Origin of the sequence: Roseibium denhamense (assembly GCF_009711415.1) — a bacterium.
Taxonomy (GTDB): domain Bacteria; phylum Pseudomonadota; class Alphaproteobacteria; order Rhizobiales; family Stappiaceae; genus Roseibium; species Roseibium denhamense.
On sequence record NZ_SMLZ01000107.1, the window covers coordinates 1 to 26,209 of the forward strand.

Annotated in this window: 26 protein-coding genes; 14 read left to right on the forward strand and 12 right to left on the reverse strand. The window is 57.5% G+C overall.

All coding sequences use genetic code 11. The annotated features are described in order from the left end of the window. The 5 genes from E1180_RS10470 to E1180_RS10490 all read right to left on the reverse strand — a co-directional run. Positions 1-543 (reverse strand): flagellin N-terminal helical domain-containing protein (locus tag E1180_RS10470; RefSeq protein ID WP_482822447.1); only part of this gene is annotated, 543 nt, incomplete at its 3' end. Between the two features lie 318 nt (positions 544-861). Continuing rightward, positions 862-1,269, reverse strand: coding sequence for a FlaG family protein (locus tag E1180_RS10475; protein ID WP_155191133.1), 408 nt, complete (start codon positions 1,267-1,269; stop codon positions 862-864). 263 nt (positions 1,270-1,532) lie between these two features. Further along, a complete protein-coding gene (locus E1180_RS10480) occupies positions 1,533-2,027 on the reverse strand; it encodes a hypothetical protein (protein ID WP_208997069.1) in 495 nt (164 codons plus the stop codon). Then, complete coding sequence (locus tag E1180_RS10485) at positions 2,024-2,338, reverse strand: rod-binding protein (RefSeq protein WP_155191134.1); 315 nt, start codon at positions 2,336-2,338, stop codon at positions 2,024-2,026. The genes E1180_RS10480 and E1180_RS10485 overlap by 4 nt, the downstream gene beginning before the upstream one ends. Continuing rightward, the gene (locus E1180_RS10490) at positions 2,338-3,483 is read right to left on the reverse strand and encodes a flagellar basal body P-ring protein FlgI (RefSeq protein ID WP_208997070.1); all 1,146 of its coding nucleotides are present in this window, start codon (positions 3,481-3,483) and stop codon (positions 2,338-2,340) included. The genes E1180_RS10485 and E1180_RS10490 overlap by 1 nt, the downstream gene beginning before the upstream one ends. Positions 3,484-3,794: 311 nt before the next feature. Between E1180_RS10490 and E1180_RS10495 the strand changes: the two genes are divergently transcribed. Further along, positions 3,795-4,217, forward strand: a complete 423-nt coding sequence (locus E1180_RS10495) for a flagellar assembly protein FliX (protein ID WP_155191135.1) — start codon at positions 3,795-3,797, stop codon at positions 4,215-4,217. A gap of 162 nt (positions 4,218-4,379) precedes the next feature. Beyond that, positions 4,380-4,796 (forward strand): RNA polymerase-binding protein DksA, encoded by a 417-nt coding sequence (gene dksA / locus E1180_RS10500; RefSeq protein ID WP_155191136.1) that lies wholly within the window; start codon positions 4,380-4,382, stop codon positions 4,794-4,796. Between the two features lie 325 nt (positions 4,797-5,121). On the opposite strand, the gene flgH is transcribed toward dksA, so the two are convergent. The 4 genes from flgH to flgF are packed head-to-tail and all read right to left on the reverse strand — an operon-like array spanning position 5,122 to position 8,416. Then, entirely contained in the window at positions 5,122-5,871 is a 750-nt protein-coding gene (flgH, locus tag E1180_RS10505; RefSeq protein ID WP_155191137.1) for a flagellar basal body L-ring protein FlgH, read from the reverse strand. Further along, entirely contained in the window at positions 5,871-6,854 is a 984-nt protein-coding gene (gene flgA / locus E1180_RS10510) for a flagellar basal body P-ring formation chaperone FlgA (protein ID WP_155191138.1), read from the reverse strand. Before flgA ends, flgH begins: the two co-directional genes overlap by 1 nt. Before the next feature lie 18 nt (positions 6,855-6,872). Beyond that, positions 6,873-7,655 (reverse strand): flagellar basal-body rod protein FlgG, encoded by a 783-nt coding sequence (gene flgG / locus E1180_RS10515; protein ID WP_155191139.1) that lies wholly within the window; start codon positions 7,653-7,655, stop codon positions 6,873-6,875. A gap of 20 nt (positions 7,656-7,675) precedes the next feature. Further along, positions 7,676-8,416, reverse strand: coding sequence for a flagellar basal-body rod protein FlgF (flgF, locus tag E1180_RS10520; protein WP_155191140.1), 741 nt, complete (start codon positions 8,414-8,416; stop codon positions 7,676-7,678). Positions 8,417-8,695: 279 nt separating this feature from the next. On the opposite strand from flgF, the gene E1180_RS10525 reads away from it, so the two are divergent. The 5 genes from E1180_RS10525 to E1180_RS10545 all read left to right on the forward strand — a co-directional run bounded on the left by E1180_RS10525 (position 8,696) and on the right by E1180_RS10545 (position 16,134). Beyond that, positions 8,696-9,208: a flagellar basal body-associated FliL family protein gene (locus E1180_RS10525; protein WP_155191141.1), complete on the forward strand. Its 513-nt coding sequence runs from the start codon at positions 8,696-8,698 to the stop codon at positions 9,206-9,208. 50 nt (positions 9,209-9,258) lie between these two features. Beyond that, positions 9,259-10,455 carry a flagellar motor switch protein FliM gene (gene fliM, locus E1180_RS10530; RefSeq protein WP_208997082.1) on the forward strand — a complete coding sequence of 399 codons (1,197 nt, stop codon included), beginning with the start codon at positions 9,259-9,261 and terminating at the stop codon, positions 10,453-10,455. Then, the gene (locus tag E1180_RS10535) at positions 10,452-11,027 is read left to right on the forward strand and encodes a DUF6468 domain-containing protein (protein ID WP_155191143.1); all 576 of its coding nucleotides are present in this window, start codon (positions 10,452-10,454) and stop codon (positions 11,025-11,027) included. The genes fliM and E1180_RS10535 overlap by 4 nt, the downstream gene beginning before the upstream one ends. Next, positions 11,024-11,734: a MotE family protein gene (locus E1180_RS10540; protein ID WP_155191144.1), complete on the forward strand. Its 711-nt coding sequence runs from the start codon at positions 11,024-11,026 to the stop codon at positions 11,732-11,734. Before E1180_RS10535 ends, E1180_RS10540 begins: the two co-directional genes overlap by 4 nt. A 119-nt stretch (positions 11,735-11,853) precedes the next feature. Then, entirely contained in the window at positions 11,854-16,134 is a 4,281-nt protein-coding gene (locus tag E1180_RS10545) for a hypothetical protein (protein ID WP_155191145.1), read from the forward strand. A 22-nt stretch (positions 16,135-16,156) separates the two neighbouring features. Here E1180_RS10545 and E1180_RS10550 read toward each other — a convergent pair whose 3' ends face one another. The 3 genes from E1180_RS10550 to E1180_RS10560 form a co-directional block, all read right to left on the reverse strand. Further along, on the reverse strand, positions 16,157-17,212 hold the full coding sequence (locus E1180_RS10550; protein ID WP_208997071.1) for a DUF2336 domain-containing protein: 1,056 nt from the start codon (positions 17,210-17,212) through the stop codon (positions 16,157-16,159). Positions 17,213-17,318: 106 nt separating this feature from the next. Next, positions 17,319-18,032, reverse strand: coding sequence for a flagellar type III secretion system pore protein FliP (gene fliP, locus E1180_RS10555; RefSeq protein WP_155191147.1), 714 nt, complete (start codon positions 18,030-18,032; stop codon positions 17,319-17,321). 47 nt (positions 18,033-18,079) lie between these two features. After that, the gene (locus tag E1180_RS10560; protein WP_155191148.1) at positions 18,080-19,777 is read right to left on the reverse strand and encodes a flagellar biosynthetic protein FliO; all 1,698 of its coding nucleotides are present in this window, start codon (positions 19,775-19,777) and stop codon (positions 18,080-18,082) included. 420 nt (positions 19,778-20,197) lie between these two features. On the opposite strand from E1180_RS10560, the gene flgB reads away from it, so the two are divergent. The 7 genes from flgB (at position 20,198) to cckA (ending at position 26,207) form a co-directional block, all read left to right on the forward strand. After that, a complete protein-coding gene (flgB, locus tag E1180_RS10565) occupies positions 20,198-20,602 on the forward strand; it encodes a flagellar basal body rod protein FlgB (protein ID WP_155191149.1) in 405 nt (134 codons plus the stop codon). A gap of 31 nt (positions 20,603-20,633) precedes the next feature. Further along, positions 20,634-21,044 (forward strand): flagellar basal body rod protein FlgC, encoded by a 411-nt coding sequence (flgC, locus tag E1180_RS10570; RefSeq protein ID WP_155191150.1) that lies wholly within the window; start codon positions 20,634-20,636, stop codon positions 21,042-21,044. A gap of 34 nt (positions 21,045-21,078) precedes the next feature. Further along, positions 21,079-21,393: a flagellar hook-basal body complex protein FliE gene (gene fliE, locus E1180_RS10575; protein WP_155191151.1), complete on the forward strand. Its 315-nt coding sequence runs from the start codon at positions 21,079-21,081 to the stop codon at positions 21,391-21,393. 33 nt (positions 21,394-21,426) lie between these two features. Further along, positions 21,427-21,693, forward strand: coding sequence for a flagellar biosynthesis protein FliQ (gene fliQ / locus E1180_RS10580; protein ID WP_155191152.1), 267 nt, complete (start codon positions 21,427-21,429; stop codon positions 21,691-21,693). Positions 21,694-21,707: 14 nt separating this feature from the next. Then, positions 21,708-22,481, forward strand: a complete 774-nt coding sequence (fliR, locus tag E1180_RS10585; protein ID WP_155191153.1) for a flagellar biosynthetic protein FliR — start codon at positions 21,708-21,710, stop codon at positions 22,479-22,481. Positions 22,482-22,490: 9 nt separating this feature from the next. Continuing rightward, positions 22,491-23,570 carry a flagellar biosynthesis protein FlhB gene (gene flhB / locus E1180_RS10590; protein ID WP_155191154.1) on the forward strand — a complete coding sequence of 360 codons (1,080 nt, stop codon included), beginning with the start codon at positions 22,491-22,493 and terminating at the stop codon, positions 23,568-23,570. A gap of 96 nt (positions 23,571-23,666) precedes the next feature. Then, positions 23,667-26,207 carry a cell cycle histidine kinase CckA gene (gene cckA / locus E1180_RS10595; protein WP_425280911.1) on the forward strand — a complete coding sequence of 847 codons (2,541 nt, stop codon included), beginning with the start codon at positions 23,667-23,669 and terminating at the stop codon, positions 26,205-26,207. The last annotated feature ends 2 nt before the right edge of the window (positions 26,208-26,209 follow it).

Consider the following 26,209-nt stretch of genomic DNA (forward strand, 5'->3'; position numbering starts at 1 on the left):
GCCCTGGCCTTCTGCCAAGTCAGACAGGTTAAGACCAGTCGAAAGACTGGTGTCAGTGTAATCGACAGCTTCGATATCCAAACGGGAAGTTGCATCTTCGTTGAAGATTGTCCGAAGATCGTTGCCATCGCCAGCGAGAAGGTTTTTGCCCTTATAACCCGCATCTTTCGCCAAATCTTCAATTTGGTTCAATAGCTCGTTATATTGAGTTGCGAACTCTTTCCGCTCATATTGGCTCTGGGATTGCAAAGCCTGATTGGCTTTCGCTTTTGCAGACTCAACCAGGTTGGTGATTGAGCTGATACCCTGGTCAGCAGCTTTGATAGTCTGGACTGACTGGCCCATATCGTCAAGCAGGCTGCTCAAGTCGTTGGCACGGGAGTTCAAACCAGAAGCAGTGAAGAAGCTGTTCGGATTGTCCAGCGCAGAGTTTACTTTTTTGCCCGTCGCCAATTTGTTTTGGACATCGGACATAAATGAAGCGGTTTGCTGGAGAGTGTTAAGGTTCTGGCGAACGCCAGCTGAAAGCGTAATGTCGCTCATTTTTTTTCCTTTCTAGGAATACAAGTTACTCGGGTCCTTCCTGGATCCGACGAGCACTTAACGGCTGAAATTCGTAATGAAATCTAAAGAGATATGGTTAGCGCGTGTTAAGGTTAATCACCCGTAACCCAACAGTCTGAAAGGCGTCTGGAAACAGGTTGAACCTTGTCGTTCTGACTGCGCTTTGAGTTGTATCTGGGGAGGGGAAGGGCCCGATTGCGAAGGCGCCAGCTTTAGGTGCGCCCAAGCATACCGGATCGGTCAAGCTCCGGTTCAAGCAACACTAAGGCCTGAAGTGTAAAAAGAGGGCCTTGGAGGTCAGACTGTCGTCTGGAAATTCTGCGGCTGGGCAGGGCCTTGTTGTGCTGCGATCGTTTCCGCATAGGCACGCAACCGGCGAAGGGTCTCGCTCGGGATCTGACGCACAACTTCACCACTGTCCGGATCAGTGGCCACATAAATGAAGCTTTCCGTTTCCGGGTCGAAATTGTTGCTGCGGTCTAATGGCGGCGCGACCAACTCGAGAAGCGTCTGGGATTCCCGCTCCCGCTCGCGGGCGCGCTCTTCCTCTTGCTGAAGCTCTTGCGCATCAACAGCTGGCCGCACGGTGTTTTGCACCGGCAGATCTGTATTTGTTGCAGGCTCATTCTGTTCCGGAGCCCGCGTAACCGGCGTTATCGCCGTATACGTCGGCGATGGCGGCCGGGCCAATACCGTATCAACCATCTCATCCTCCGGGGAAGCTACAATACTCCCGAATAGTCGCAGATATAACGCAAGGGAATGAATCCTCTGTTAACGGGATAGTTAGAATTTTAAGGATCGCCGGAGAGGCCGTTGTAAGTGTTTTTGATTCGCAGTTTCTGTGAGGTATGCGTTGGTGGCACGCACACCGACCCTTGAGAATATTCTTCAAAGCAGACCGCAAAAAAGCCGGGTTTGCGACAAACCCGGCTTGGTATCTATTGGTTCTAAAGAACGGTTTTTGCCTAAAGCGACTGGTTCACCGCGATCCCTTGTGCGGATTGCGGGCCGGATGCCGAAGTTCCGTTGCGGCCATATGTTGTCGGCGCGGAGGGCTTCTGCGCTCCAACCGCCTTGGCAACTGTCGAGACGATGTTGTTCGCAACATCCCTTGCTGTTGCTAGAACGGCCAGGTTTATTCTGAGCACCGGTTGAAACTCTCCATGCTGACGCCGTAGCGACTGCGTCGCGGAGGGGGCAAGATTGCCGAGTGCCACCGCATGTTCTTTTGCTGTCAGCATGCCGCGTGTGTATTCATGAATGAGGCGGGCTTTATCTGCCTGAAGCTCACCGGCCTCTTTCAGTTTCCCGGCACGCACCATATCGGTCTCCATCTCAATGACAGATAGCAGCGCTTCCATGGTTCCTGACAAGGCAGAACAGAAGCTCTCTGCGTCCTGTTTGCTTGCCGGGCGCTCGAGAGAAAACGGAAACGCGTCGGAATTTGGCTGTGCGGTCATGGACGCCCCTCCTGCAAGGCGAGTAATTCACGTTCAACGCTCTCGGCCAGTCCGATGCCGCCGGCGTCGGAGATTGACCGGGCGTATTCATCAATAAGCAAGCTCTGCCAGGCGTCAGAGCCATGCCCATTTCCCCATGTTCCGCCTTCCTGAAGGCCGGTGAACATGTTCTGAAGCATGTTGTTGAGAAACACTGCTTCGAATTCTTTGGAGGCTACCTTGACCGCTTCCTTGCTGGTGCGGTCGACATTCTGGACGGCCGACAGCGGGTTGGATTGGTTCGGAGCCGACGTCATGGGTTGAAGCAACATCACAGCACCTCGATTTCTGCCTGCAAGGCCCCTGACGCCTTGATGGCCTGCAAGATGGAGATCATGTCACGCGGACCGATCCCAAGAGCGTTAAGCCCGTCAACGAGTTGTTTCAGCGTGACGGTTTCCGGAACGATTGCCAGTTTGGCATCCGGGTCATCGTTGATCGCCAGATCCGTGCGCGGGACGACGGCCGTCTGTCCATTTGCAAATGGCAGAGGCTGAACGACTTCCGGCGTTTCAGCAATCGTCACAGTCAGATTTCCTTGTGCGACCGCTACCATGGAAACCTTGACATCCTGGCCCATCACGATGATGCCGGAGTTTTCATCAATCACGACACGAGCGGGCAGGTCCGGCTCCACGATCAGCTGTTCGATGTCGGTCAGAAGGTCGACGATGTTGCCGTCATATTGTTGCGGCAGATCGAGACGGACAGTCGCCGGGTCAAGCGGCTCTGCCGTCGGCATGCCGATCAACTCATTAATGGAAAGGGCAACCCGCCGGGCTGTGGTCAGATCCGGATTGCGCAATGCCAGCCGGAGAGTGGTCAGGGACGCGAGTTTGAAGTCGAGTTCCCGCTCGACGAGACCGCCATTTGCAATCCGTCCTGCCGTTGGAACGCCCCGGACAATCGAAGCCGCTTCACCTTGAGCCGAAAAGCCGCCAATCGCGACAGAGCCCTGGGCAATGGCGTAGACTTCGCCGTCCGCGCCAACAAGCGGCGTCACCAGCAATGTGCCGCCTTGTAGAGACCCCGCGTCGCCAAGCGCGCTGACACTGACATCAATCCGTGTGCCTTGGGTTGAAAAGGGAGGCAGGTTGGCGGTCACCATCACGGCTGCAACGGTGTTGGTGTTCAAATCCACGTTCCGCGTGTTGACCCCAAGGCGCTCCAGCATCGCTTGCAGGCTCTGCTGGGTAAAGGGGGAGTTGTTGAGCGAGTCGCCCGTTCCGTTCAGGCCGACAACCAGGCCGTATCCGATCAGCTGGTTCTCACGGATCCCTTCAAAATCCGCGATATCCTTGATCCGGGATGAGGCTTGTGCTGTGGCAATCGTCCAGACCGTTGCTGCAATGACAACAAGGAATGCGCCCGCCAGGCGCCTTCCATAATTTAAAATTTCGGACTTACCGTTTCGCATTACAGTGACTTGCCCATTTCCACGTATCAGCAACTTGTGCCGGGATGCTTCTGCTCGCACTGTCTATGCGAGAGTCATGCCACTTCTGCCTCATGGCAGGCCGTCCCGACAAAAGTGATGGGATTCTGCGGGAAAAGCTGCCTTCTTGGCGAGCCTATCCACGCGTAAATGAAGCGCCTGGTTAATGATCTCTTGTTTTAACCGGCAAATATTGCCTCATAGGGCGGGACTCATTTACCCTTGGGTGGAAAATTCTGTCTGCATGCTGTTCACTCAGCAGTTGAATGCGCACAGGTAACTGGAAGACGATCATGCGTATTACAGGGAACAAACCTGTCGGCAATGTTCAGGGGCGCGGGGCAAAGAAAAATGCACCCTCTGGCGCAGAAACGTTCACGCCGGACCTGGGCGGCGATGTGTCCGCTTCTTCTGAGACAGCAGGTGGGCTTGGTATTCAGGGAATGGATGCGCTCCTCGCTCTTCAGGAAGTGGATGAGCGCGCTGAGCGGCGTCGCAAAGCTGCCAGGTTCGGGCATACGATGCTGGATCAGCTTGAAGCGGTGCGAACGGATCTTCTAGCCGGTGTCGTTTCGGAGGATCGTCTGGAGGCTCTGGCCTCCCGGGTAAGCATGCGTCAGCCGAGCGGAGATGACCGCGTGGAAGCCGTCCTTGATGAGATCGAATTGAGGGTGAAGGTGGAGCTGGCAAAACTTGGCCGATTCCCCGAAGGTTGAGTTGGCCGGCCGCCGCCGCTGTGGCGGCAGATGGCTAAAAATCTACTCAACATATTGAGAAATAAGTATATTCAATGACAACTTTTTTACCAAAACAATCGTTGTTCCTTGGGGCAAGCGGCTATATATTGCCGCCGTCATAACGGTAATCCGGAGTTATTGATGACGGTAGAAATTGAGGCTGACTATCGACCCTCGGACGACGAGCCGTTCATGAATGACAGGCAGCGCGAATATTTTCGCAACAAGCTGCTGAATTGGAAAGACGACATCCTGAAGGAGAGCAAAGAGACGCTCGCCAATCTTCAGGAGGAAAGTCAAAATCACCCCGACTTCGCAGATCGCGCCTCTTCTGAAACAGATCGTTCCATTGAGTTGCGCGCTCGTGACCGCCAGCGCAAGTTGATTTCAAAGATCGACGCTGCGCTGGAGCGCATTGCGGACGGGAGCTACGGATATTGCGAGGAGACCGGAGAGCCAATTGCTCTGAGACGGTTGGAGGCGCGTCCGATTGCAACACTTTCGATCGAAGCTCAGGAAGCTCATGAGCGCCGGGAAAAAGTGTATCGCGATGATTGATTTCCAGTAACGGCAATCCTGCTGCCTGAGCGGCGGGTAAACTAGTTAATTCCACCTTCCCCAATCGGGGAAGGTTTTTTTATGTGCGCGGGCCTGCTGCGTCTTTGAAAGCACCTCTGCAAAGTGCGAGTTGGAAAGGATAACGGGCACGGAGCTCGGGGAGCGAGACACCGTGCCCGTTGTCAGCCGCAGGGATTGATGTCCGGAACATCAGGCCGCTGCGGCCGGGGGGAGCTTGCTGCGGTATCTAGAGCATCAGCCGTCTTGTTTGAAACGTCCGATGCTTGGTCACCGCACAATCAATCCTGATTTACCGTCCGCTGATCTAGAATGGCAGGATGATGTCGAGAACCTGGTTGCCAACACGGGGTTGCTGGACATCAGTGATCTGACCTCGGCCGCCGTATCCGATCCGGGCTTCGGCGATCTGTTCACTCGCGATCCGGTTGTTAGCCGTAATGTCCTCAGGTCTTACAATGCCGGCCACAATCAATTCCCGCACCTCGAAGTTCACTCGAACCTCTTGCCTGCCTTCGATCACCAGATTGCCGTTTGGCAACACTTGAGTCACGACAGCCGCGATGGTTGTCTGTAGGGTTTCTTCCCGTTCGACATTGCCTTCACCGGCAAAGCTGGAGTTGCTGTCTACGCTGCCAATATTGCTGGCAGCGGCCCCTGCAGGCATGAAGACCGTATCAATTGCCGTGCCAAGTGCTCCTCCAACGCCGCTTCCGTTGGATTCCGTGCGGCTGCGATCCGTGCTGTTTTCAATCTCCGCCTGGTCGTTGATCGTGACAACTACGGTCAGGATATCGCCGACCTGGCTGGCACGCTGGTCCTTGAAGAAGGCGCGGCTGCCCGATTGCCAAAGTGAGTTTGGATTGTAATGCGCCTGCACCGGGTCCGGCATCGGCATTTGCACGGGGCGATAGCCCGGCGTTGTCGTTGGATCCTGGATGGCGTTGAGGGCTGGCTGCTGTCCAACATTGGCCAGTTTGTCCGCTGTGCCGCAGCCCGCGGCCAGGGCTGCAAGCGCAATGCTTGCCAGCAGGTTTTTCGAGGATGGGATCAACATTAGTCGGTCTCGCTGTTCAAGCTTGCAATAACTGGATTGGCGGCATGAACGCGTACTTGGCCGCGGGAGCTTATGATTGCCGGAACGATCCGGCGGGATGTCAGGTTCATGACATCAATGACATCACCTTTTGCGCCGTCATCCATGGCTTGAGCGCGTGAGGTCAGTTTCATGCCTGTCATCAGGTAGGTCACGGTGACCTTGTCACCGCGCTTGACCAGGACAGGTCTTTGAAAATCCTTCCGGGCGAGCGGCGAATTGGCACGGATGTTTGATCGGGCTTCCTTGCCGATGATTTCGTCAGCATCAACGACAGCGCCGGTTGTGACTTTGGTCCGGGGCATCCGGATCGTGCTCAGGTCGCCTTCTTTGAGGATGTCACCGCGCCGAAGCGGCTGCGCCAAGGCCAGGATGTCCACCATCTCAACGGCAAGGCCAGTCATTGTGAGAGGCTGGTAGCCGTTTTCAGTGGCAACCATGCCAACCGTGGTGAAATGGCCTGTTGTCGGCGACCAGTCGATCCGCTCAATCCGCAAGGGCTCTGCGACCTTCGGGTCTGCAAGCACCTTGTCTGGTGCTTGAAAGAACCGGACGTCGACCATCGAGATATCGACAGAGGCGTTGCGTTCGGCCAACGCCTTCCGGATCAGCTGAGCCAATTGCCCGCGGTCGAAAGTCGCTGCGCCCCGGTGGACCGAAACCTGCCGGAGCCCATCGGTTCCCGCGGCTTTCAGTCCGGCTGATCGGGCCCGCTCGGCAACCAGTGTTGCTGCAACGTCCCCAGATGTCCCCATGTCTGGCGACCGGAACAATGGTTTGGCCGCAAGGGCGCCTGCATTGGAGTAAAAATCTCCAATGGTCACAACGTCGGACAAGGTTACGACTTGCGAGCGCAGGACCGGTTTTGCGTCCTCCGCCACAACCGGCAGGCAGCAAAGCAGTACTCCGAAAAAGGCGGCAGCCGCGCTTCTGATATGGGTCATTGGTTCATGCCTCGCCCGTTAGCGGAGGTTGGTGGTTGTGGAGTACATGTCGTCAGCGGCCTGAATGACCTTGGAATTCATCTCGTAAGCCCGCTGGGCCGAGATCAGGTCGGCGATTTCCGTCACCGCGTCCACATTGGCCATTTCCAGAAAATACTGCTGCACACTGCCAAACCCGTCTGCATAAGGATTTCCGGTCTGGGCCGCGCCGCTTGCGTCCGTTTCCAGGAACAGGTTGTCGCCGATTGCTTCGAGGCCGGACTTGTTGACGAACCGTGCCAATTGAAGCTGGCCCAGCTGAACAGTGTTGCCGGCCGTGTCGACGGCTTGAATGGTGCCGTCATTCGCAATTGTGACGTCCGTGTTGTCTTCCGGAATGGTGATGCCCGGATTGACCGTGTAGCCGTCGATCGTGACAAGCTGGCCGGTGGCATCGCGCTCGAAAGAGCCGTCACGTGTATAGGCCGTGGTCCCATCCGGAAGATCGATCTGGAAGAACCCTTCACCGCGAATGGCGACGTCCAGTTCCTTGCCGGTCTGCTCCAGCGAACCCTGGCTCATGATACGTGCCGTTGAGGCCAGCTTAACGCCGGAACCAATCTGGATGCCCGTTGGAACAATCGTTCCCGCATCCGATGTTTCCGTGCCCATGCGCCGGAGGTTTTGGTACAGCAGATCCTGAAAATCGGCGCGCTGCTTTTTGAAGCCGGTGGTTCGCATGTTGGCAACGTTGTTCGAGATAACCTCGACGTTCCGCTCTTGCGCCTTCATGCCGGTAGCCGCGATGTGGAGTGCTTTCATCGGTGTTCTTCCTAAGACGCTTAAGCTTCAAGTTTGCCGAGCGTGCCAATGGCCTGCTGGCGCAGGTCATTCACGTCTTTCAGCATTTTGGTAACGGACTCGTAGGCGCGCTGAATCTCGATCAGCTGCGTCACTTCGAAAATTCCCTCGACATTTGATTGTTCGAGGGCGCCTTGCACCACACGTATACCGGCGGCCAGCTGCGGTTCTTCGCCCAGGTACATCGTATCACCGAGCTTCTCGAGCTCCTGCGGATCTTCAAACGATGCGGTGCGGATCTGACCGCGAACGCCAAGCTCGGTCGAGATGGTTCCGTCTTCGGCGATCTCGATGTCTCCGTCTTCATTGGTGAAGGTCATCGGTCCGGCAGAGGTAAGAACAGGCCGGCCCTCGGATGTTACGAGAGTGCCTGTGCTGTCCAGGTGAAACGCCCCGTTGCGGGTGTAGGCTTCGGTCCCGTCTTCAAGCTGAACGACAAAAAACCCTTGGCCTTCCAGGGCAAGATCAAGATCGTTTCCCGAGTACTTGAAGCTGCCGTTTTGGAAATCCGTATGGGTTTTGTAGTCCAGTACATAAGACAGCGTTTCGTCCGGGGTCTGAAACTCCGTCGCTTCCGCGATCGGCATCAGATATTCCTCAAACAGCAAATTCTGTGATTTGAAGCCGGTCGTGTTGATGTTCGCCATGTTGTTGGCGACAACAGTCAGCTGGTTCCGCAAAGCGGTCTGGCGTGACAGGCCAATTAACTGCGCGTTCTCCATAATGAACGGTTCCTTTTGCTCCCCGATAAGCCGTTTGGCCTCCCCAGACCAGCGGGCTCGTTAAGGTTAATGCACAAGCCGTGCCAGTTTTTAAATCCTTGGGATATCTTGGCAAAAGTCGATGAGGGAGGGTGAAAGCGGAAAGAGATTCCGGCAGAAATTAACCGCTTGGCAATTTTTGCCCGGTGACTCGCGGTGGGAAGCGGTAACCAATCGTTAACCATTAACTCTTTAGTAATAAGTAACGCGCGTGCGCGCTGGCTTGAGCGGAGTGCTGAGATGGCCGACGAAAACGCAGCAGCCGATGAAGACGGCGAAGAAGGGGCTGAAGGTGCCGCCAAGGGCGGCAAGAAGAAGCTCATCCTGTTCGGCGCCATCGGACTGGTGGTTTTGCTGGCGGCCGGCGGCGGCGCTTATTTCTTCTTGATGGGCGATAGTGCGCCCGCGCCGCAGCCCGGCCCGGAAGGTGTGCCCCAGGAAGTTCAGAAACCGGTGGTTTTTTATGACCTGCCGGAAATGACAGTGAATTTGGCATCGGACGGCCGCACGACCTACCTGAAAGTCAGGATTGCGCTGGAGGTCGAGAGCCGTGCCATGATCGATCAGATACAGCCGTATCTGCCGCGTATTCTGGATGCGTTTCAGATCTATCTGCGCGAACTGCGCCCCGCGGACCTAGAAGGGTCTGCCGGTTTGTTCCGTCTGAAGGAAGAATTGCTCAGGCGGATCAACCTGTCGGTCTATCCGGCAAAAGTGGAAGGGGTCCTGTTCAAGGAAATCCTTGTTCAGTGATGGATTGAATGGCTGACGTCGACGACGATGACGACCTGTCCGAAGAGGATATGGCAGACGCCTGGGGCGCGGCTCTGGCTGAGCAGGGCGCTGGGTCTGACGATGACGAAGATCTAGCGGCCGCCTGGGGCGCTGCTCTTGAGGAGCAGGGCGCCGGGAGTTCTGATGATATGGCTGCCCAATGGGCGGCTATGATCGACGACAGCGAGCCGGATCTCGACAATGCGACGCGTGGTGCCGACCGTGTCCTGAACCAGGAGGAAATCGACAACCTTCTGGGCTTCAATATTGAGGACACGATAGCCGGTGACCAAAGCGGGATCCGGGCGCTCATCAACTCGGCGATGGTGTCTTACGAACGTCTGCCGATGCTGGAGATCGTCTTCGACCGGCTCGTCCGCCTGACAACCACGTCCTTGCGCAACTTCACGTCGGATAACGTTGAAGTCTCGCTCGATTCCATCAGTTCGGTCCGGTTTGGGGACTACCTGAACTCCATCCCGCTGCCTGCCATTCTCGGCGTCTTCAAAGCCGAGGAATGGGATGGCTTTGGCCTGATCACCGTCGAGTCCAGCCTGATCTACTCGATTATCGACGTTTTGCTGGGCGGCGGGCGTGGCACGTCGGCAGTGCGGGTCGAGGGGCGGCCCTATACGACGATTGAAACCGGCCTAGTGCAGCAGATGGTGGCCCTCATTCTGCAGGATGCCGAACAGGCTTTCGCGCCGCTATCTCCCGTCCATTTCAACCTGGAACGTCTGGAGACGAACCCACGCTTTGCGGCGATCTCCCGTCCTGCGAACGCGGCAATCCTTGTCGAACTTCGGATCGACATGGAAGACCGGGGCGGGTCTGTCGAGATCATGATGCCCTACGCCACCCTGGAGCCGATCAGGGATCTGCTGTTGCAGATGTTCATGGGCGAGAAATTTGGCCGGGATCCGATTTGGGAAGGGCACCTGGCCACGGAGATCCATGCTGCTGAAATCGAAGTCGATGCGGTCCTCCATGAAACCTACCTGCCGTTGAGCCGGGTCTTGAGCCTCGATGTTGGGCAGACCCTGGTGTTTGATGTCGAGCCGAATGATCCCGTTACCATCAAGTGCGGAAATGTCCCGCTCACCGAGGGGACAATTGGCAAGATCGAGGATTCGATTGCCATTCGGGTCGCCAAGAACTTGCGTAAACCAAAAATGACATTGGCTGCATTCGAGCGGGCCATGCAAAGCGAGATGGATTCACAATGACCACTTTACCACTCGGGATGATGATTGAGGGATTGGTTGCGGTTCTGTTGCTGATCACCATCGGGTACTGCTGGATGCTGAACCGCCGCTTGCAGCGCTTGCGGGCCGATGAACAGGTTCTGCGGGCGACGATCTCCGAATTGATGACCGCGACCGAAATTGCAGAGCGGGCCATCCTTGGACTTAAGACAACCGCCGCCGATGCCAACAAGACACTCGGCAACCGTCTTAAGGAAGCGGAAACCATGTCCAGCACCTTGGCTGAACAAATCGGTGAAGGTGATAGAGTGTTTACTAGGATATCCCAGATTGCCGAGGCAGCGCGTTCGGCGGAACCATACCGGGAGCCTGTGCCGCAGCAACATGCGTATCACACGCCGCCGCCGGTCATGAACCATGCGCCGCAGCAAGGGCATTACCAGCAGGCGCCAGTTGCGGCCCAAGTCAACGCGGCGCCGCCGGTCGAGCCTGAGCGCAAACGCACTACACGGGCCTCGGATATCCGCAGTGCGGCGGCTGAAGCCACGGCACGGCTAGAACAGTTTCGCAAACGTAAGGGTGCAGCTGCATGACATTAAGATTGCTGCCATTGTTGGGAGTGTCGGCCAGCGCATTGCTGGTCCTGAAGCTGCTTGGCTTTTCGTTGGGATTTGACAGCAGCGGCCTTCCGATCAATGGCGCAGTCGCACAGGAAGCGACAGACGGCGCTGAGGCATCAGCACCCATGCCGGATGGGATGGCGCCTCCAACGCCGCCGGGCGATTTGCCGGATCAACCCGTGCTGCCGGATAGCCTGGAAATTGGCGGATCCGCTGCCGAACGTGCTGTCCTGGAGAGTTTGAGCAAACGCCGCGAGGATCTTCAGCAGCAGGAAGGGCAGCTGGACCTTCGCGAGAAGCTGCTTCAGGCGACTGAAGAGCGGATCAAGAAGCGCGTCAATGAACTCAAGGAAATTGAAGAGCGCATCGAGGCTGCCGTTAACGAAAAGAAGCAGCAAGAGGAAAACGAACTCGCCGGTTTGGTAACCATGTATGAAAACATGAAACCGAAAGACGCGGCGCGGATTTTCGACCGCCTCAGCCTGCCCATCCTCCTCAAGGTCGTGCGTCAGATGAAACCGCGTAAAATGGCGGACATCCTGGCGGATATGTCGCCGGACGCCGCCGAGCGGCTCACCGTTGCAATTGCAAATAATGCCTCGGTTCCCGTTGCACCTCCGCAGCCGACACAAGCCCAGGCCCCCGCGACGGATGAGCTGCCGAAAATACCGTCGAATTGAACGAAACAGGCGAGTTTTAGCGGGCGGCGTAAGGGCACGTTAAGGACACTTAACTAAAACTGTCGCGTTGGCGTCACCAGGGACAGAACAAGTTGTCAGGGCTTATCGGATCGAGATCATTGCGACACCTTCCGGCACAGGTGGCCGGAACCGGTGCTGTGTTGGCCCGGGTCTGTGCCGCGCTGTGTCTTGTGGCCGGTTTGCTTTTGCAGCTGGGTGGTTCGTCATATGCGCAAGCACCGGAACCGGTCGAGGTGGAAGCCCGGCTCGAAGAAGGGTTCGGCCGGATCGTCCTCACATTCAAAGACCGGACGCTGCTTCCGATTTACGATGCTGTGATTACCGGCAGCGTGCTCCGGATCGCCTTCGAAGAGCCGATTGACATCAATGTCGATGACATTCCCTTGGACCTGAGCGATTACGTGACCATCGCCCGCCGTGATCCGGACGGGAGTGCAATCCGTTTTGCTCTCAAGGACCGTTTCCAGATCAACACGCTGGAGGCTGGCGAAAAGCTCTTTGTCGATATCCTTCCCATGAGCTGGCAGGGTTTGCCGCCTGCCTTGCCGGATGACGTGGTCCGCGACCTTGCCAAGCGCGCCGAGGCAGCCATGCGCAAGGTTCGCGCTTTGGAGCAGGCACGGCTGAAAACGCAGGAAGGCCCGGAAGTGACCCTGCATGTCGGGGAACACCCGACCTTTACCCGCCTGGTGTTCGATTGGTCGATCAAGTTCGATACAGCCTTTGTGCGCGAGAACGACATCATCCGGGTCACCTTCAACCACCCGGCGCAGCTTGATATCTCCCATTTGCGCGCGCACCTCCCGCAAGGCGTTGTTGATGCGACGTCGTTCCTGGATCAGGGCAAGCTCAAATTCCTGATGCGGGTGGAACCGTCGGTTGATATTCGCGCATTCCGCGAAGAGCAGACTTACGTCATAGACGTCACGCCGGAAACAATGGTTCCGAACGATCCGGCCAACGCGCTGATCAACCGGGAACTGTCTGTCGAGGACAATCAGAACCGCGAGAACATGGTCACAGCACCCGGCCTGCGGGACACGAGGGAAGTCAGCAATCCCAGGGGCTTGCCGCCAGCAACCGCAGGCGTGGCTGCGAGCGGTGGAACCTTGAAGGAATCCAGGGCGGATGAATCGGCTGCCTATACCATCCTGCCGCTTGATCCGTCAGCGGACCGGCCGTCCGGCCCGGACGGTGAGCCAACACCGCCGGAAGAACAGGCCCCGGATCAGAATGCGGAGTTGGTGCCCCCGGCCATTGAACGGCCAGAAAGCGGTGTTGCTGCGCTGGCCTCCGTGCCAAGGTCCAAGCCGCAGCCCCAAGCGATAGCATCCGCCGGATCAACTCCTCCCGAGGCGCCGCCGGACCTGATGCCGGAAAGCCTGCCAGAAACCAGCCAGACTGTTGTTGAGACCACCGCGGCGGTCGAAACGCTTCCCGCACCAGAGCTCGTTGGGTCACTTCCCGAGCCAGCTGGCCCGAACGCGGCGGCGACTGCCGACGGAATGGAAATCACGGCGGCAATCCCTCAGCCGGATGGAGAGAGCCGCCCTAATCCGTTGGAAGCGGCTGGAACAATCGTGGTTGCTCAGGCGAACCAGCCTGCATTGCCCTTGACCGATTTGCCACCGGCCAACGAGGAGATCCAGCGCCAGGCCCCGACGCTGGATCTTTCGCAGCAGCCGATTTCAGATGACACTGCGCCTCCGCCCTCGCAAGGCAATGGTATTCCAACGCTTCAACCGGTCGATCAGGTCAATCGGGGAACGCAGCCCAATGCACCGTTTCAGGCCGAACCGGTTCAGGTTCAGCAAACCGATACCCTTGGAGGGAGTGGTGTTCCGGCCGGCATAGCGCTGCCGTCTCAAACGCCGAGCGAACCGGAAGTCTGGCGGGCCCAGGGTGGCCGGGACGTTAACCAGCCCGCGGTCACGCCTGAGACTCCGCCGGCGAACTTTGCGGCGGAAGTCCGGAATTTTGTGTCCGCGGAAGCGCGCCGCATCGGCAATACCGTTCGTGTTGTTTTTCCGTTTTCCGAGCCGGTCTCAAGCGCCGTGTTCCGCCGGAATGACAGTATCTGGCTCGTTTTCGATACCGATGCGACCATTGACACCCGGGGAATGGTGGCAGCGCTTGCGGAAACGGCAGAAACGATCGACGTCCAGCAGCTCGATGATTACCAAATCCTCCGGCTGGACATGAATGACCCAGTTCTGGCGACTGTCGGCGCTGACGGCAACGCGTGGTCGCTGGTGATTGGCGACATGATCCTGGAGCCGTCGATCCCGTTGAAACTGGAGAGAACCGTCCGGGGGGATGGCGGGTCTGTCCTGCGCGTGCTGTATCAGGATCCCCAGCATATCCGGGAGATAACCGACCCGTTTGTCGGTGACACGATCTCGCTGGTGACCGGGTTCGGACCGCCGCGCGGCTTGCTGAAGCCGCAGCAGTTTGTGGATTTGAATGCGCTCAGCTCCGCTCAAGGGATCGCGATTGTGCCAAAAGCGGATGGCGTGCGCATGAAGATCCTTGGCGATGATGTCATGATCGAAAAGAGCGGCGGCCTTGCCCTTTCCAATCAGAATTTGCGCGCCGGTACGGGCGCTTTCAGTTCGCTCGCTGGCACCGACGAAGGCAGCTACGTTGAATTCGTGTCGCTCAGTACCGAAGGACCCGGCGCTTACCGGTCCCGCCTGATTGAGTTGGAAGACCGGCTTGCGCAAGCCCCCGAGGGTAAACGGCAGAAGCCGCTTATGGCCTTGGCGCGCTTTTACCTCGCTCACCAGTTCGCGCAGGAGGCCATGGGTCTCATGAAGTTGGCGCTGGAAGAAGAGCCGGCTCTTGCCGAAGACAGCGCCTTCAACCTTATGATGGGGGCGGCCTTGACCATGGCCGACCGGCCAGACGAGGCCTATCAGCATCTCAATCGGCCGGACCTAAAGAACAGCCCGGACGCCGCCGTGTGGCAGACCCTTGTGGATGTGAAACTCGGCAACTGGACATCTGCCCGGATTGCCATGCCGCGCGGGCGTGCGGTCGTAGGCAATTATCCAACGGCCATTCAGACCGAATTCAAGCTGGCTGCGGCCCAGGCGATGGTGGAAGCGAATGACTTTGGCATCGCGAACGGCATTTTGGCGGAAATCGAGCCAAGTGAGGTCACCAAGACACAGGCAGCCCGTTACGATATTCTGCGCGGCCGGGTCGCCGATGCTTCAGGCCGGTCCAATGAAGCATTGACCGCTTTCGATCTTGTGACCCGCTCGGATGACCGCCCACGAGCGGCAGAGGCCGAATACCGGGCCCTGCGGATCCGCTACCGTGATGGCGAGCTGACGGTCAATGAGACCATCGACAGTCTGGCCGGGCTTGCCACGTCCTGGCGGGGAGATGAAATTGAACTTAGAACCCTGCGGTTCCTCGCGCAGCTCTATGCGGAACAAGGCCAGTTCCGGGAGGCTTTCGAGGCCATGAAGTCGGCGGTCCAGGCTGATCCGGATTCCGATACGACCCGTTTGCTGCAAGAAGAAATGAACGGACTTTTCAACGCGCTTTTCCTGGATGGGAAAGCTGACGAAATGCCGCCGGTCAAAGCGCTTGCTCTTTACTACGATTTTCGCGAGATGACGCCGATTGGCCGGCAAGGCGACGAGATGGTCCGCCTGCTTGCGAAAAAGCTGGTTGAAGTCGATCTTCTGGATCAGGCAACTGAGCTTTTGCGGCACCAGGTTGATAATCGTCTCAAGGGTGCTGCCAGAGCGCAGATCGCGGCTGATCTTGCCGCAATTTACTTGATGGACCGCAAACCTGAAGAAGCTCTCAGGGTCCTGAACCGGACCCGGCAGGCGAGTTTGCCTTCCACCTTGGAGCGGCAACGCAATATTGTTGAAGCACGGGCACTGACGGAAAGCGGGCGGCCGGATCTAGCGCTGGAATTGGTTCGGAACATGCGCGGTACCGATGTCGACCGGCTCCGTGCCGACACCTTCTGGGCTGCGGAAAGCTGGCGGGATGCAGGCGAACAGCTGGAAGCCATGCACGGGTCACGTTGGTCGGACAATATTCCGCTCGATGATCTGGAGCGCCGGGACATATTGCGGGCGGGAATTGCCTACTCGCTGGCAGGGGATCAGCTGAGCCTGGACCGGTTGCGCAACAAGTATACGGAAAAAATGGCTGAAAGCTCGGAGGCGCTCGCCTTTGAAGTCGTTACCCGTCCGGTAGAGGCGCAGGGTGTCGAGTTTCTCGAGGTTGCCAATGCCTTGGCGGATATCGACTCGCTTGAGACATTCCTTGAAGAGTACCGGCGTCAATACATGTCACCGGATCCAAGCGGCAACCGCGCAGCGGCACCTGCCGCAGCGGACGCGGCTGGCTGATCGTTCCGACAGTAGCGGATGCTTAATGGGGCGCGGCTGCCGCTGCACGGCGCGGCTTTTTGAGTTCCGCCTTGTACCGCATGACCAGATCCGGGATGCTGCGGGTGCTTCGGTCCAGCCAGACGCTGCGTGCTTTCAGAAAATCCCGATAGGTCTTTTCATGAATACCTGTTTGCAGCATCAACCGCATGATGGCGCCATCAGCATCTGATTTAAGTGTGTCAGACACAACATCGTCGGCCAGGTTGATTTTCCGGCTGATCAGCCAAATTGCGGCGTCCAGACGCTCTTGTTCGAAAAGCGTGCGCAATATGGCGTCGAAAGAAAGTTCGCCGTTGGCGATCTGAATGCTTGCCTCGTGACGGGAATAGATCACGCCGTCAATTTCGACGTCTTCGGTCCGGTCAAGACATTCCAGAGTGGCCGCCAACACCTCGAGCGTGCCGTTTTCGAGCGCTTTCTTGAGCGGAAGGGGAACCAGCGGGCAGTTGGTCTCCTGTATGTACATCTGGGTTTCCAGGAACTCTTCGTCGTTAATCGCACGCTTTGCAATTCCGGCCAGTACCTGGGCTTCCGTGTTTGCAAATATCAAAAGGGCAAGTGTGGCCCGGACGGAAAACGGGGCATCAAGATTATCCAGCAGCGCGTAGACCACATTGCGGCTGCTGCGGGCAATCATCGTGTCGATCATCTCTTCCGTGAGGTCGGCACGGCGCGCCATGGACAAGCGTTTGTCGTTGCTGCCGAGTCTGGCCAGGCGGGCCAGCGCTTTTTGACTGATAACGGGCGAACACTCGATGACCGGTTCGGAGAGCGCATAGTCTTCCTGAGCGAGCCGGTCGGCAAGCTCGGAACTGATGCGGCTGGTTTTGGCAAGCCTAACGACAAGCTCATAGCGGGCGGCCCGGTCAAGCTGATCGAAAACCGAGAGCACAATCTTTGAAAACAGCTCGCGCTCTATCTCGGTTGGTTCGTATTCCTCGGACCGTGCATATTCCCCAACCAGCGTTCGAATGAGTTTGGAGCGGGCTTCGGGCTCCTTGAGCTTCGCCAGTTGTTCAAGTTGTTCTCTAAGCACTGAAATACCACTATTAAAACTCAGGCATGCGCCTACGTCACTGTGGTGGCATTCTTCCGGATATTGTCTTAATTTTTCTCTACTTTTAACAAAATGCCGTGCGTCGTCATCCGCCGCCGAAACTCTTTACCAGTGAGCCGGCCACAAGGTTCCAGCCATCCACGAGCACAAAGAAAATCAGCTTGAACGGCAGAGAAATCACCACCGGTGGCAGCATCATCATACCCATCGACATCAGTACCGATGCGATGACGAGGTCGATGATCAAGAACGGCAGGTAGAGCAAAAAGCCGATTTCAAACGCACGCCTGAGCTCTGAAATCATGAACGCAGGAATAAGAACCGCCATCTCCAGGTCTTCAGGCGTTTCCGGCGCGTCCCGGCCGGAAAGCTCCTGGAAAAGGGCGAGGTCCTTCTCGCGCACTTGCGACAGCATGAATTGGCGGAACGGATCAGACGCACGCTCGTAGGCTTGCTCGAACTCGATGTCGCCATTGACCAGAGGCTGGACACCTTCATCATAGGCCTGTTGCAGCGTCGGCATCATGATGAAGGCCGACAGGAACAGTGCAAGGCTGACCATGACCATGTTCGGCGGGGCGGTTTGCAGACCGATCGCGGAGCGCAGAAGCGACAGCACGACGACAATCCGGGTGAAACTCGTCACCATGATCAGGATCGACGGCGCCAGGGAGAGAACCGTCAGCAGAACAACGAGCTGAACGGCCCGTTCCGTCAAACTGGCATCGTCGCCCAATCCAATCGTGATCTCTTGCGCAAGTGCCGGGCCGGCAAACAGCGAAACGGCCAAGGCAGCCATTCCCGCGAGCCACCAACGGTGTTTGGCAAGGCGTCTACCACACGACATCATTGCTTTGGTTGTCCACCCAACTCGTCAAGAATTTTGGCCATCTCTTCTTCAATGGGATTGCGGTCGCCCAGGCCTTGGGCGTTCTGCTTTACGGCGCTGTCTTTTTCCGCCTGTCCCTGTGTGCCGGCGGATTGCGCTGCTTCAGATTTGCTTCCGCTGACCTCTGATTCCTCCCCCATGTCCACCGGTGCTGCAATCTCATCGGACGCTTTATCCTCAGAAGGCTTTCTTTCACCGGCTGTCCTGTTCGCGGGTCCAGACGCTTCGCTGGGCTGATCGGCCGATAGCTGTTCCTCAAGGCTTTCCGATAGGAGGTCTTCCAGGGCGGTGTCGGCTTCGGACGTCTCTCCCGACACTTCTCCGGTTTTCGCTGACGGGTCTATTGATGCTGGCCCTTGGCTGTCATCTACTGGTTCTGCCGACTTTGCCGGCTCGGACGCCTTGCTGTCTTGAGATCCTTCAGGTGTCCCGCCAACGGGTGCTGCGGGCGGGGTTGCAGCGGCGTCAACGGCTTCCGGCGTCGTGTCTGGTGTGCCGGATTTCTGGCCTTCCGCATCATTGCTTTGTCTTGTATCGACGGCGGGAGTTGGCGCCGGAGTGGATAGGGCTGGCTCAATCCGGTCGGCCGGAGCCGCTTGCTCTACCGGTTTCAATCGGGCTGTCTTAGCCCTGGCCGCAGGACCGGACGCAGGCGGGCTGATGCTGTGTGTTCCGTAGGAAGGACGGTCTTTCGGCGAGAAGGGGCGTGCAAGTGAACTGAGTGCGGACCCTGCGCGGGCAGCTGTTTGTGCCGCGGCTGCCACCGGCTGGACCAAAGGAGACTTGGCTGGCTTTGCGGAGGGCTCTGTTTCAGCCTTTACGGCAGCCTGACCCATTTGCGCTGCAGGTTTGTCGGCCGCTTTTTCTTTGGGAGGGGCCGCGACTGGCGGTGTTTGGTCAAAGCCCGGCGCCTTGACCGGAGGTGACTTGGTTTCAACCTTCGGAGGCTCCGGCTTTTTGTATGTAGGCGGTGCCGGCGGAATGGACGGAGAGCGTGGCGGCTCGAATGCCTTTGCGGACGGGCTGGCCCCTGCGGTTAAGGGCGCCGTTTTCGGCCAGGCTGCCTGCGGGGCTGGTTTGGTCGAGGTTTCTGCTGGCGGTAGGCGCGTTGGAGCCGCCGAGCCATTGGTGTCAGTGCGTGGCGGCTGAGCAGGTGGTTCGGGCGCCACTGGCGCCACAGAAGCCGACGAAGGTGCCGTGGTTGGTGCCGTTTGGGGATGAGACGGATGAGACCCATCGGGCGTGACGGGAATGTCCGGTCCGGGGGCGAGGGGGGCTTTTAGCGGTGCTGCCGCCCCGGTCTGTTGCACCGGATAACCAGAGTTCTGGCGCCCTTGTGCAGACGGCAGAGGAGCGTGCCGGATGATATTCTGCTCCACCACCACATCGCTCGGGCCGCCGATCAATATGAGGTGTTCCACATTGTCCCGCCGCACCAGGATCAATCTCCGGCGCGTATCCACGGTGGCCGTATCCATGACGCCAATCCGGGGCTGGCGGCTTCTTCCTTGCGGTGAACTCGCGCCCATGAGCCTTTTGATGATGAAAATGAACAAGCCGAAAAGAGCCAGAACCACGGCCAGGGAAATGATCAATGCAAGGCCCTGAGCAATGCTGCCACTCACATTGAAGGTCGATTCAATCCAGTCGTACATCTTATCCTCTCGCTGTGCCCCGGACGATTTCCGCTCGCCGCCGGGTACACAGTGTTTTTGCTCCAATTGGGATCTCTTGCGCTTATCCCCAGTAATTGCCCATTGTCGCAGCGGCCTGCATGAATGCCTTAAAACTCTATGATCCCCGGGTGTTCCAGGTGATCCGGTCTGGCCTGACTACTCCTGTATCCCGAGCGTGGGCCTTGTTGCTTACCGTCGAATCTCTCTACCCCTTCTAGTTAACAGAAGTAGGCAGGATTTGCCTGTCAGGCCGGTGCTTGAAATTGCAAATCGCAAAAGAAACGCAGCCTCTTCCACCGGTTTTTGCCTGTTCTGATGTATGGCGCGGTTGGTGTGTTAACTTTTCATTAACCATTCAGACGGCAAAGATTGCCTGGTGGTTAACAAACGGTGAATCAAATGGCCTTTACGGATCTACCGCTGTTCCAGGCGATTAAATCCAAAATGCAGTGGCATCAGACACGGCAAGGCGTTCTTGCTGAGAACATCGCCCATGCCGATACGCCGGGCTACGAGGCGCGGGATGTCATAGAATACTCGTTTGAAGATCACCTCGCCCGTCAGAGCGGCGATCTGTCGACCGCCACAACCAGAGCCGGGCACATAGCTGTTTCTATGTCGGGAGCTGGCGGTGTCAGGACCTCGGAACGGGACACATTTGAAATTACGCCAGATGGGAACAGTGTCACGCTGGAAGAGCAGATGATGAAAATCACTGAGAACCAGATGAACTACCAGGCTGCGACAACACTTTACACCAAGGGTCTCGGGTTCATCAGAACCGCCTTGTCGAAAACCGCATGACGTTTGCCCGGAAGGATAAAGGAGAAGATCCATGGACATGATCAAGTCGCTCTTCATATCGGCTTCCGGTTTGAAAGCCCAAAATGGGCGCATGCGGGTCATTGCCGAAAATATCGCCAACGCGAATTCGACGGGCCGCACGCCGGATGAAGAGCCATACCGGCGCAAGATCCCAACCTTCAAGGCGGAGTTTGACCGGGAAATTGGCGCGGCAAAGGTCGAGATTGGCCGGATTGCCGAGGACGACAGCGATTTCAAGTCGACGCATATGCCGGGCCATCCGGCAGCGGACGAGAATGGCTACGTGCTGCAGCCAAACGTCAATACGCTCCTTGAAACGACAGATATGCGGGAAGCGCAGCGCTCCTACGAGGCAAATCTGAACGTCATTGAAACCACCCGCAAGATGCTGCAGCGGACCATCGATATCCTGCGGGCCTGAGGGCCAATTTAGCTAGTGGGGAAGGGCTAACACCATGTCGACTTCAGCAATTGCCAAAAATGCTTATCAGATGGCGGCGCGCCTTCAGCAGCAGGCCCGGCAGATCGAAGATGTTGCGCCGGCTCGCGAGCAGGTTGATTTTGGACAAATGGTTCAAAGCGCTGTCGAGACAGTGGTGGAGCAGGGCCGGCAAACCGATGACAAGGCCATCGGGATGATCAACGGCAAGACCGATGTTGTCGATGTGGTGACGGCCGTGGCCGAAACGGAAGTTGCCCTTGAAACAATGGTGGCGGTCCGGGACCGGGTCATCTCCGCCTATGAGGAAATCATGCGGATGCCGATCTGACGTTAGATCGGTCCAACACATTTGGAGGCTGCCATGACCGGCGGTGAAGTTCTCGATATCGCCCGCGAGGCCGTCTGGGTGATGATTTATGTCTCCGCCCCGGTCATGATTATAGGTCTTCTGGTTGGTGTCGTCATCGCCTTGTTTCAGGCACTGACGCAAATTCAGGAGATGACACTGGTGTTCGTGCCAAAGATCCTCGCGATCTTTGTGACAATCCTGCTGACGCTGCCCTTCATGAGCCAGCTGCTTGAGGCCTTTATGGGGCGGGTGACCGAAATGATCCTGTCCACCAGCTGAACTGAACCCGGCCCATGACCATCCAGCTTGATTTTCTGCCCGAGGTCGCCGCAGCGTTCATGCTTATGTTCGCACGGCTTGGCACGATGATCATGGTGCTCCCTGCGCTGGGTGAAAGCAGCATTCCGACCCGCTTCCGGCTCACGATCGCACTTGCGCTGACCTTCGTTCTCTATCCGGTGGCAATCACCTATTATCCGGGAAATTTGATTGGCAACCCTTTTCAGCTCGTCGTCTTGCTGATTTCGGAGATAGTGATCGGTCTGGCGATCGGGTTGTGCGCCAAGTTGATCACCTCGGCGCTTCAGATCGCAGGCGTGATCATGGCGAACCAGTCCGGCCTCGCCTTTGCGCTTGGCACAGATCTGTCAAACGAGGGGCAGCAAGGGGCGCTCTTTGGAAACTTCCTGTCGATTGTCGGCATCACGCTCGTGTTCGTGACCGACACGCATTATCTGATCATCGCTGCGCTGCACGACAGTTTCATGATTTTCCCGCCCGGCATGCCACCGCCGGCGGGCGATCTTGCACAGAACGTGACCGAGACGGTCGCCCATGTTTTCTCCGTCGCGGTGCGCATGAGCGCGCCCTTCCTTGTTGTTGGTCTGGTCTTTTATTTTGGCCTCGGCCTTCTCAACAAGCTCATGCCGCAAATGCAGATCTTCTTTATCGCCATGCCCGTGACCATTGGGATCGGGTTCTTCCTTCTCATGGTGCTGATGTCGACGCTGATGACCTTCTACCTGGATCATGTGCAGCAGTCGCTCGGCAAGTTCATAATGGGGTAACGGTGCGTTATGGCTGACGATACCGACGACTCAGAAAAGACAGAGGACCCCACGCAGAAACGCCTCAAAGAGGCGCATGACAAGGGGGACGTTCCGAAATCTCAGGAGGTGAGCACCTGGTTTACCCTAGTAGGGGCGACATTGATGATTGCCCTGCTGGCACCTGGGGCTGCAGCTTCGCTCAGCGACTTGATGAAAGGGTATATCGAGCACGCGCATCAGATCCCGGTCGACGGATACGCCTTGAAGGCGCTTTGGCGCGATACCGGCCAATCCGTGGCCCTGATCGTGGGGTTGCCTCTGCTGGCCCTGGTGGTGTTGGCGGTCGCCGGAAATCTCGTTCAGCACCAGCCTCTGCTGACGGCTGAAACGATCAAGCCCAAGCTTTCGAAAGTGTCGCCGTTATCTGGTTTCAAACGCCTCTTTTCCGCCGACAGTCTGGTGAACTTCACGAAGGGCCTGGTCAAGATCGCCGTGGTCGGCGCGTTGATGGTTGCCATCTTGTGGCCGCATCGCGACGAAGCCGACATCATGATCTTCGCGGATATCGTCATCATTTTAGAAGAGTCCCGTATCCTTATCCTGCAGTTGCTGGCCGGGATCCTTGCATTTATGACCGTCGTCGCCGCAGCCGACTTCGTTTATCAGAAGAACAAGTGGTTCAATAAGCAGAAGATGTCGCTGCGGGAGGTCAAGGAAGAGTTCAAGCAGACGGAAGGTGATCCGCAGGTCAAGGGCAAGATCCGGCAATTGCGGATGGAGCGGTCAAGAAAACGGATGATGTCCGCAGTACCGTCAGCCACCGTCGTCGTCACGAACCCGACCCACTATGCCGTTGCACTGAAATATGAAGAGGGCATGGGGGCGCCGGTTTGCCTTGCCAAGGGGATTGACGCAATTGCCCTCAAGATCCGCGAAATAGCTAAGGATAACGAGGTGCCGGTGGTTGAAAACCCACCGCTCGCGCGTGCACTCTATGCATCGATTGAAATTGATCAGGAAGTTCCTGAAGAGCACTTCAAGGCGGTGGCAGAGGTGATCGGCTTCGTCTTCCGCATGCGCAAGCGTGCAAGTTGGCGTGCAAACTAGGAATGCTTGGTTGAATTTCCCGGCAGAGCGCAGAATGCTTATGCAGCGGCCCGGTTGAAACCGAATCGGGCCGAGGAGACCGAATGGATGAATGACATGGACGGAACGCCCACAGGGCCGATGATCAGTCGGCCCGAGCGATCCGGAAACATCGGGCTGTTGATCGGCTTGGCGCTGCTGTTGATCGGGGCGGCGGCCGCGTTTGCATTGATGGACCGCGCCGTCGCGCAACCTTTCATCCTGGCGCTTCTCGGTATCCTCGCCGTGGTTGGGGTCTTCTGCCTTTTTGCCGGAGCAATCGGTTTTCTGCGGCTGTCGGTCCGCCCCGGTGAAGCCAACCCGCTTGCGTCCGCCTTCGTGGACACTCTGGAAGACGGCGCCTTGATCACGGATCTGGATGGCCGCCTAGTATATGCCAACCGGGCCTATGCGGATTTAACGGCAGCGGAGAGCCCCGCAGACATCCGGGTGGTTGAGCGCGTGTTTTCGTCCGACCCGGACGCGGCAGATGCCATCTTCCGCTTGTCGCAGGCCATGCGAGACGGACGCCGGGCACAGGAAGAAATCCGGATGCCTTGCCCGCTCGGCAGGTCCGAAGGCACCGCCCGCTGGTACCGTGTGTCTGTCAGGCCGCTTCCCGCCACCAAAGAGCGCGGCGGACGGGCCATGGCTGTCTGGCAACTGTCGGACATCACACGGGATCGCGCCGAACAAGAGAATTCGTTCCAGGAACTGCAGCGCGTCATCAACTTCCTGGATCATGCGCCAGCCGGTTTCTTTTCCTGCGATTCAACCGGCCGTATCGTTTATCTGAATGCCACACTGGCCGACTGGCTCGGCTATGACCTTGCCCAGTTCGATGCCGGTGATCTTGACCTGACTGACATTGTGCGCGGCGACGGAACCGAGCTGATCCGGTCGGTTAAGGGACATGCCGGTGAGGTCAAGAGCGAGACGTTCGATCTCGATTTCGTCACCAGAAACGGCCTCGGACTGCCGGTCCGATTGCTCCACCGCGTGCCGTTTGGCGAAAATGGAATGCAAGGCGACAGCCGGACCCTCGTTTTGAACAGGTCCCGCGGCGAGGAAGTCTCTGAGGCGCTTCGGGCGGCTGAGGTCCGGTTCGCGCGGTTCTTCAACAACACGCCAATCGCGATTGCGTCGCTCGACAAGGATGGCCGCGTAATCCGCACCAATGCGCCCTTCCTGAGGTTGTTTGGCGCCATCGATACGGATGATGAATCGCCGAAGCTGGAGGCTTACGTGACCGATAGCGGCCGCGAAAACCTGCAAAAGGCTTTGACTGCCGCTTCAAATGGCATCAGCGAAATTGCACCCATCGATGTTCCCTTGGTGGAGGGCAGTGATCCGCGATCCGCGACTTTCTACGTCTCCGCAGTTCAGGAGGGAGAAGGGGATGGTGAAACCGCGATTGTCTATGCGCTTGAAACCACCCAGCAGCGTGCCCTCGAAGCGCAGTTTGCCCAGAGCCAGAAGATGCAGGCGATAGGCCAGCTGGCTGGCGGTGTCGCGCACGATTTCAATAACGTTCTGACCGCGATTATCGGGTTTTCCGATCTTCTGCTTGCAAGTCACCGCCCGACGGATCCGTCCTTCCAGGACATCATGAACATCAAGCAGAACGCCAACCGGGCCGCTGGTCTTGTGCGCCAGCTGCTGGCCTTCTCACGCCGCCAGACATTGCGTCCGCAGCAACTCGAACTGAACGATGTCCTGGCCGACCTGTCGATCCTGCTCGACCGCCTGCTTGGCGAAAAGGTTGAGCTCAAGGTTATTCACGGGCGGGATTTGTGGCCTGTGATGGCCGACCTCAACCAGTTGGAGCAGGTCATTGTCAATCTCGCGGTGAATGCCGGTGACGCTATGACCGTCGGAGGCCGGTTGACCATCCGGACCCGGAATGTGACCGAGGCGGAGTCAACGCAGTTCGACAACACCCGCGGTATGCCGCCGGGCGAATATACGCTTGTGGAGGTGACGGATACCGGCCATGGCATTCCGCCCGATGTTATGGAAAAGATCTTCGACCCGTTCTTCTCCACCAAGGAAGTCGGCAAGGGAACAGGTCTTGGATTGTCGACTGTTTACGGCATCGTGAAACAGACCGGGGGCTTCGTCTTCTGCACGTCTGAAGTGGATGTTGGCACAACCTTCCGGCTCTTCCTGCCGCGCCATATTCCGGTGGTGAGCGAAGAGCCGAAGAAAGAAGTCAAGGAAGCCGAGCCGGAAAAGGTTGCGGATCTCACTGGATCAGCCTCGATCCTTCTCGTCGAGGATGAAGAGGCTGTGCGGGCCTTTGCCGCCCGGGCGCTCGCCTCGCGTGGCTACACCGTTTACGAGGCCGGAAGCGGGACGGAAGCGCTGGAGGTTATGGAAGAAGCCGATGGCGAGGTCGACCTTGTGGTTTCCGACGTGGTGATGCCGGAAATGGATGGTCCATCCTTGCTGGTCGAACTGCGCAAAACACGTCCTGACCTGAAAATCATCTTTGTATCGGGCTATGCTGAAGATGCCTTTGAAGAGAACCTTCCGGAAAACGAGAAGTTCTTCTTCCTGCCAAAACCGTTTACGCTGAAGCAGCTGGCAACGACCGTAAAGGATGTGCTTAACGGGTGAGA

Excerpts from the sequence above, each read along its gene's own strand:
- E1180_RS10475 (WP_155191133.1), bottom strand. The coding sequence starts at position 1,269 with ATGGTTGATACGGTATTGGCCCGGCCGCCATCGCCGACGTATACGGCG.
- E1180_RS10480 (WP_208997069.1), bottom strand. The coding sequence starts at position 2,027 with ATGACCGCACAGCCAAATTCCGACGCGTTTCCGTTTTCTCTCGAGCGC.
- E1180_RS10485 (WP_155191134.1), bottom strand. The coding sequence starts at position 2,338 with ATGTTGCTTCAACCCATGACGTCGGCTCCGAACCAATCCAACCCGCTG.
- E1180_RS10490 (WP_208997070.1), bottom strand. The coding sequence starts at position 3,483 with ATGCGAAACGGTAAGTCCGAAATTTTAAATTATGGAAGGCGCCTGGCG.
- E1180_RS10495 (WP_155191135.1), top strand. The coding sequence starts at position 3,795 with ATGCGTATTACAGGGAACAAACCTGTCGGCAATGTTCAGGGGCGCGGG.
- dksA (WP_155191136.1), top strand. The coding sequence starts at position 4,380 with ATGACGGTAGAAATTGAGGCTGACTATCGACCCTCGGACGACGAGCCG.
- flgH (WP_155191137.1), bottom strand. The coding sequence starts at position 5,871 with ATGTTGATCCCATCCTCGAAAAACCTGCTGGCAAGCATTGCGCTTGCA.
- flgA (WP_155191138.1), bottom strand. The coding sequence starts at position 6,854 with ATGACCCATATCAGAAGCGCGGCTGCCGCCTTTTTCGGAGTACTGCTT.
- flgG (WP_155191139.1), bottom strand. The coding sequence starts at position 7,655 with ATGAAAGCACTCCACATCGCGGCTACCGGCATGAAGGCGCAAGAGCGG.
- flgF (WP_155191140.1), bottom strand. The coding sequence starts at position 8,416 with ATGGAGAACGCGCAGTTAATTGGCCTGTCACGCCAGACCGCTTTGCGG.
- E1180_RS10525 (WP_155191141.1), top strand. The coding sequence starts at position 8,696 with ATGGCCGACGAAAACGCAGCAGCCGATGAAGACGGCGAAGAAGGGGCT.
- fliM (WP_208997082.1), top strand. The coding sequence starts at position 9,259 with ATGGCAGACGCCTGGGGCGCGGCTCTGGCTGAGCAGGGCGCTGGGTCT.
- E1180_RS10535 (WP_155191143.1), top strand. The coding sequence starts at position 10,452 with ATGACCACTTTACCACTCGGGATGATGATTGAGGGATTGGTTGCGGTT.
- E1180_RS10540 (WP_155191144.1), top strand. The coding sequence starts at position 11,024 with ATGACATTAAGATTGCTGCCATTGTTGGGAGTGTCGGCCAGCGCATTG.
- fliP (WP_155191147.1), bottom strand. The coding sequence starts at position 18,032 with ATGGCTGCCTTGGCCGTTTCGCTGTTTGCCGGCCCGGCACTTGCGCAA.
- E1180_RS10560 (WP_155191148.1), bottom strand. The coding sequence starts at position 19,777 with ATGTACGACTGGATTGAATCGACCTTCAATGTGAGTGGCAGCATTGCT.
- flgB (WP_155191149.1), top strand. The coding sequence starts at position 20,198 with ATGGCCTTTACGGATCTACCGCTGTTCCAGGCGATTAAATCCAAAATG.
- flgC (WP_155191150.1), top strand. The coding sequence starts at position 20,634 with ATGGACATGATCAAGTCGCTCTTCATATCGGCTTCCGGTTTGAAAGCC.
- fliE (WP_155191151.1), top strand. The coding sequence starts at position 21,079 with ATGTCGACTTCAGCAATTGCCAAAAATGCTTATCAGATGGCGGCGCGC.
- fliQ (WP_155191152.1), top strand. The coding sequence starts at position 21,427 with ATGACCGGCGGTGAAGTTCTCGATATCGCCCGCGAGGCCGTCTGGGTG.
- fliR (WP_155191153.1), top strand. The coding sequence starts at position 21,708 with ATGACCATCCAGCTTGATTTTCTGCCCGAGGTCGCCGCAGCGTTCATG.
- flhB (WP_155191154.1), top strand. The coding sequence starts at position 22,491 with ATGGCTGACGATACCGACGACTCAGAAAAGACAGAGGACCCCACGCAG.
- cckA (WP_425280911.1), top strand. The coding sequence starts at position 23,667 with ATGGACGGAACGCCCACAGGGCCGATGATCAGTCGGCCCGAGCGATCC.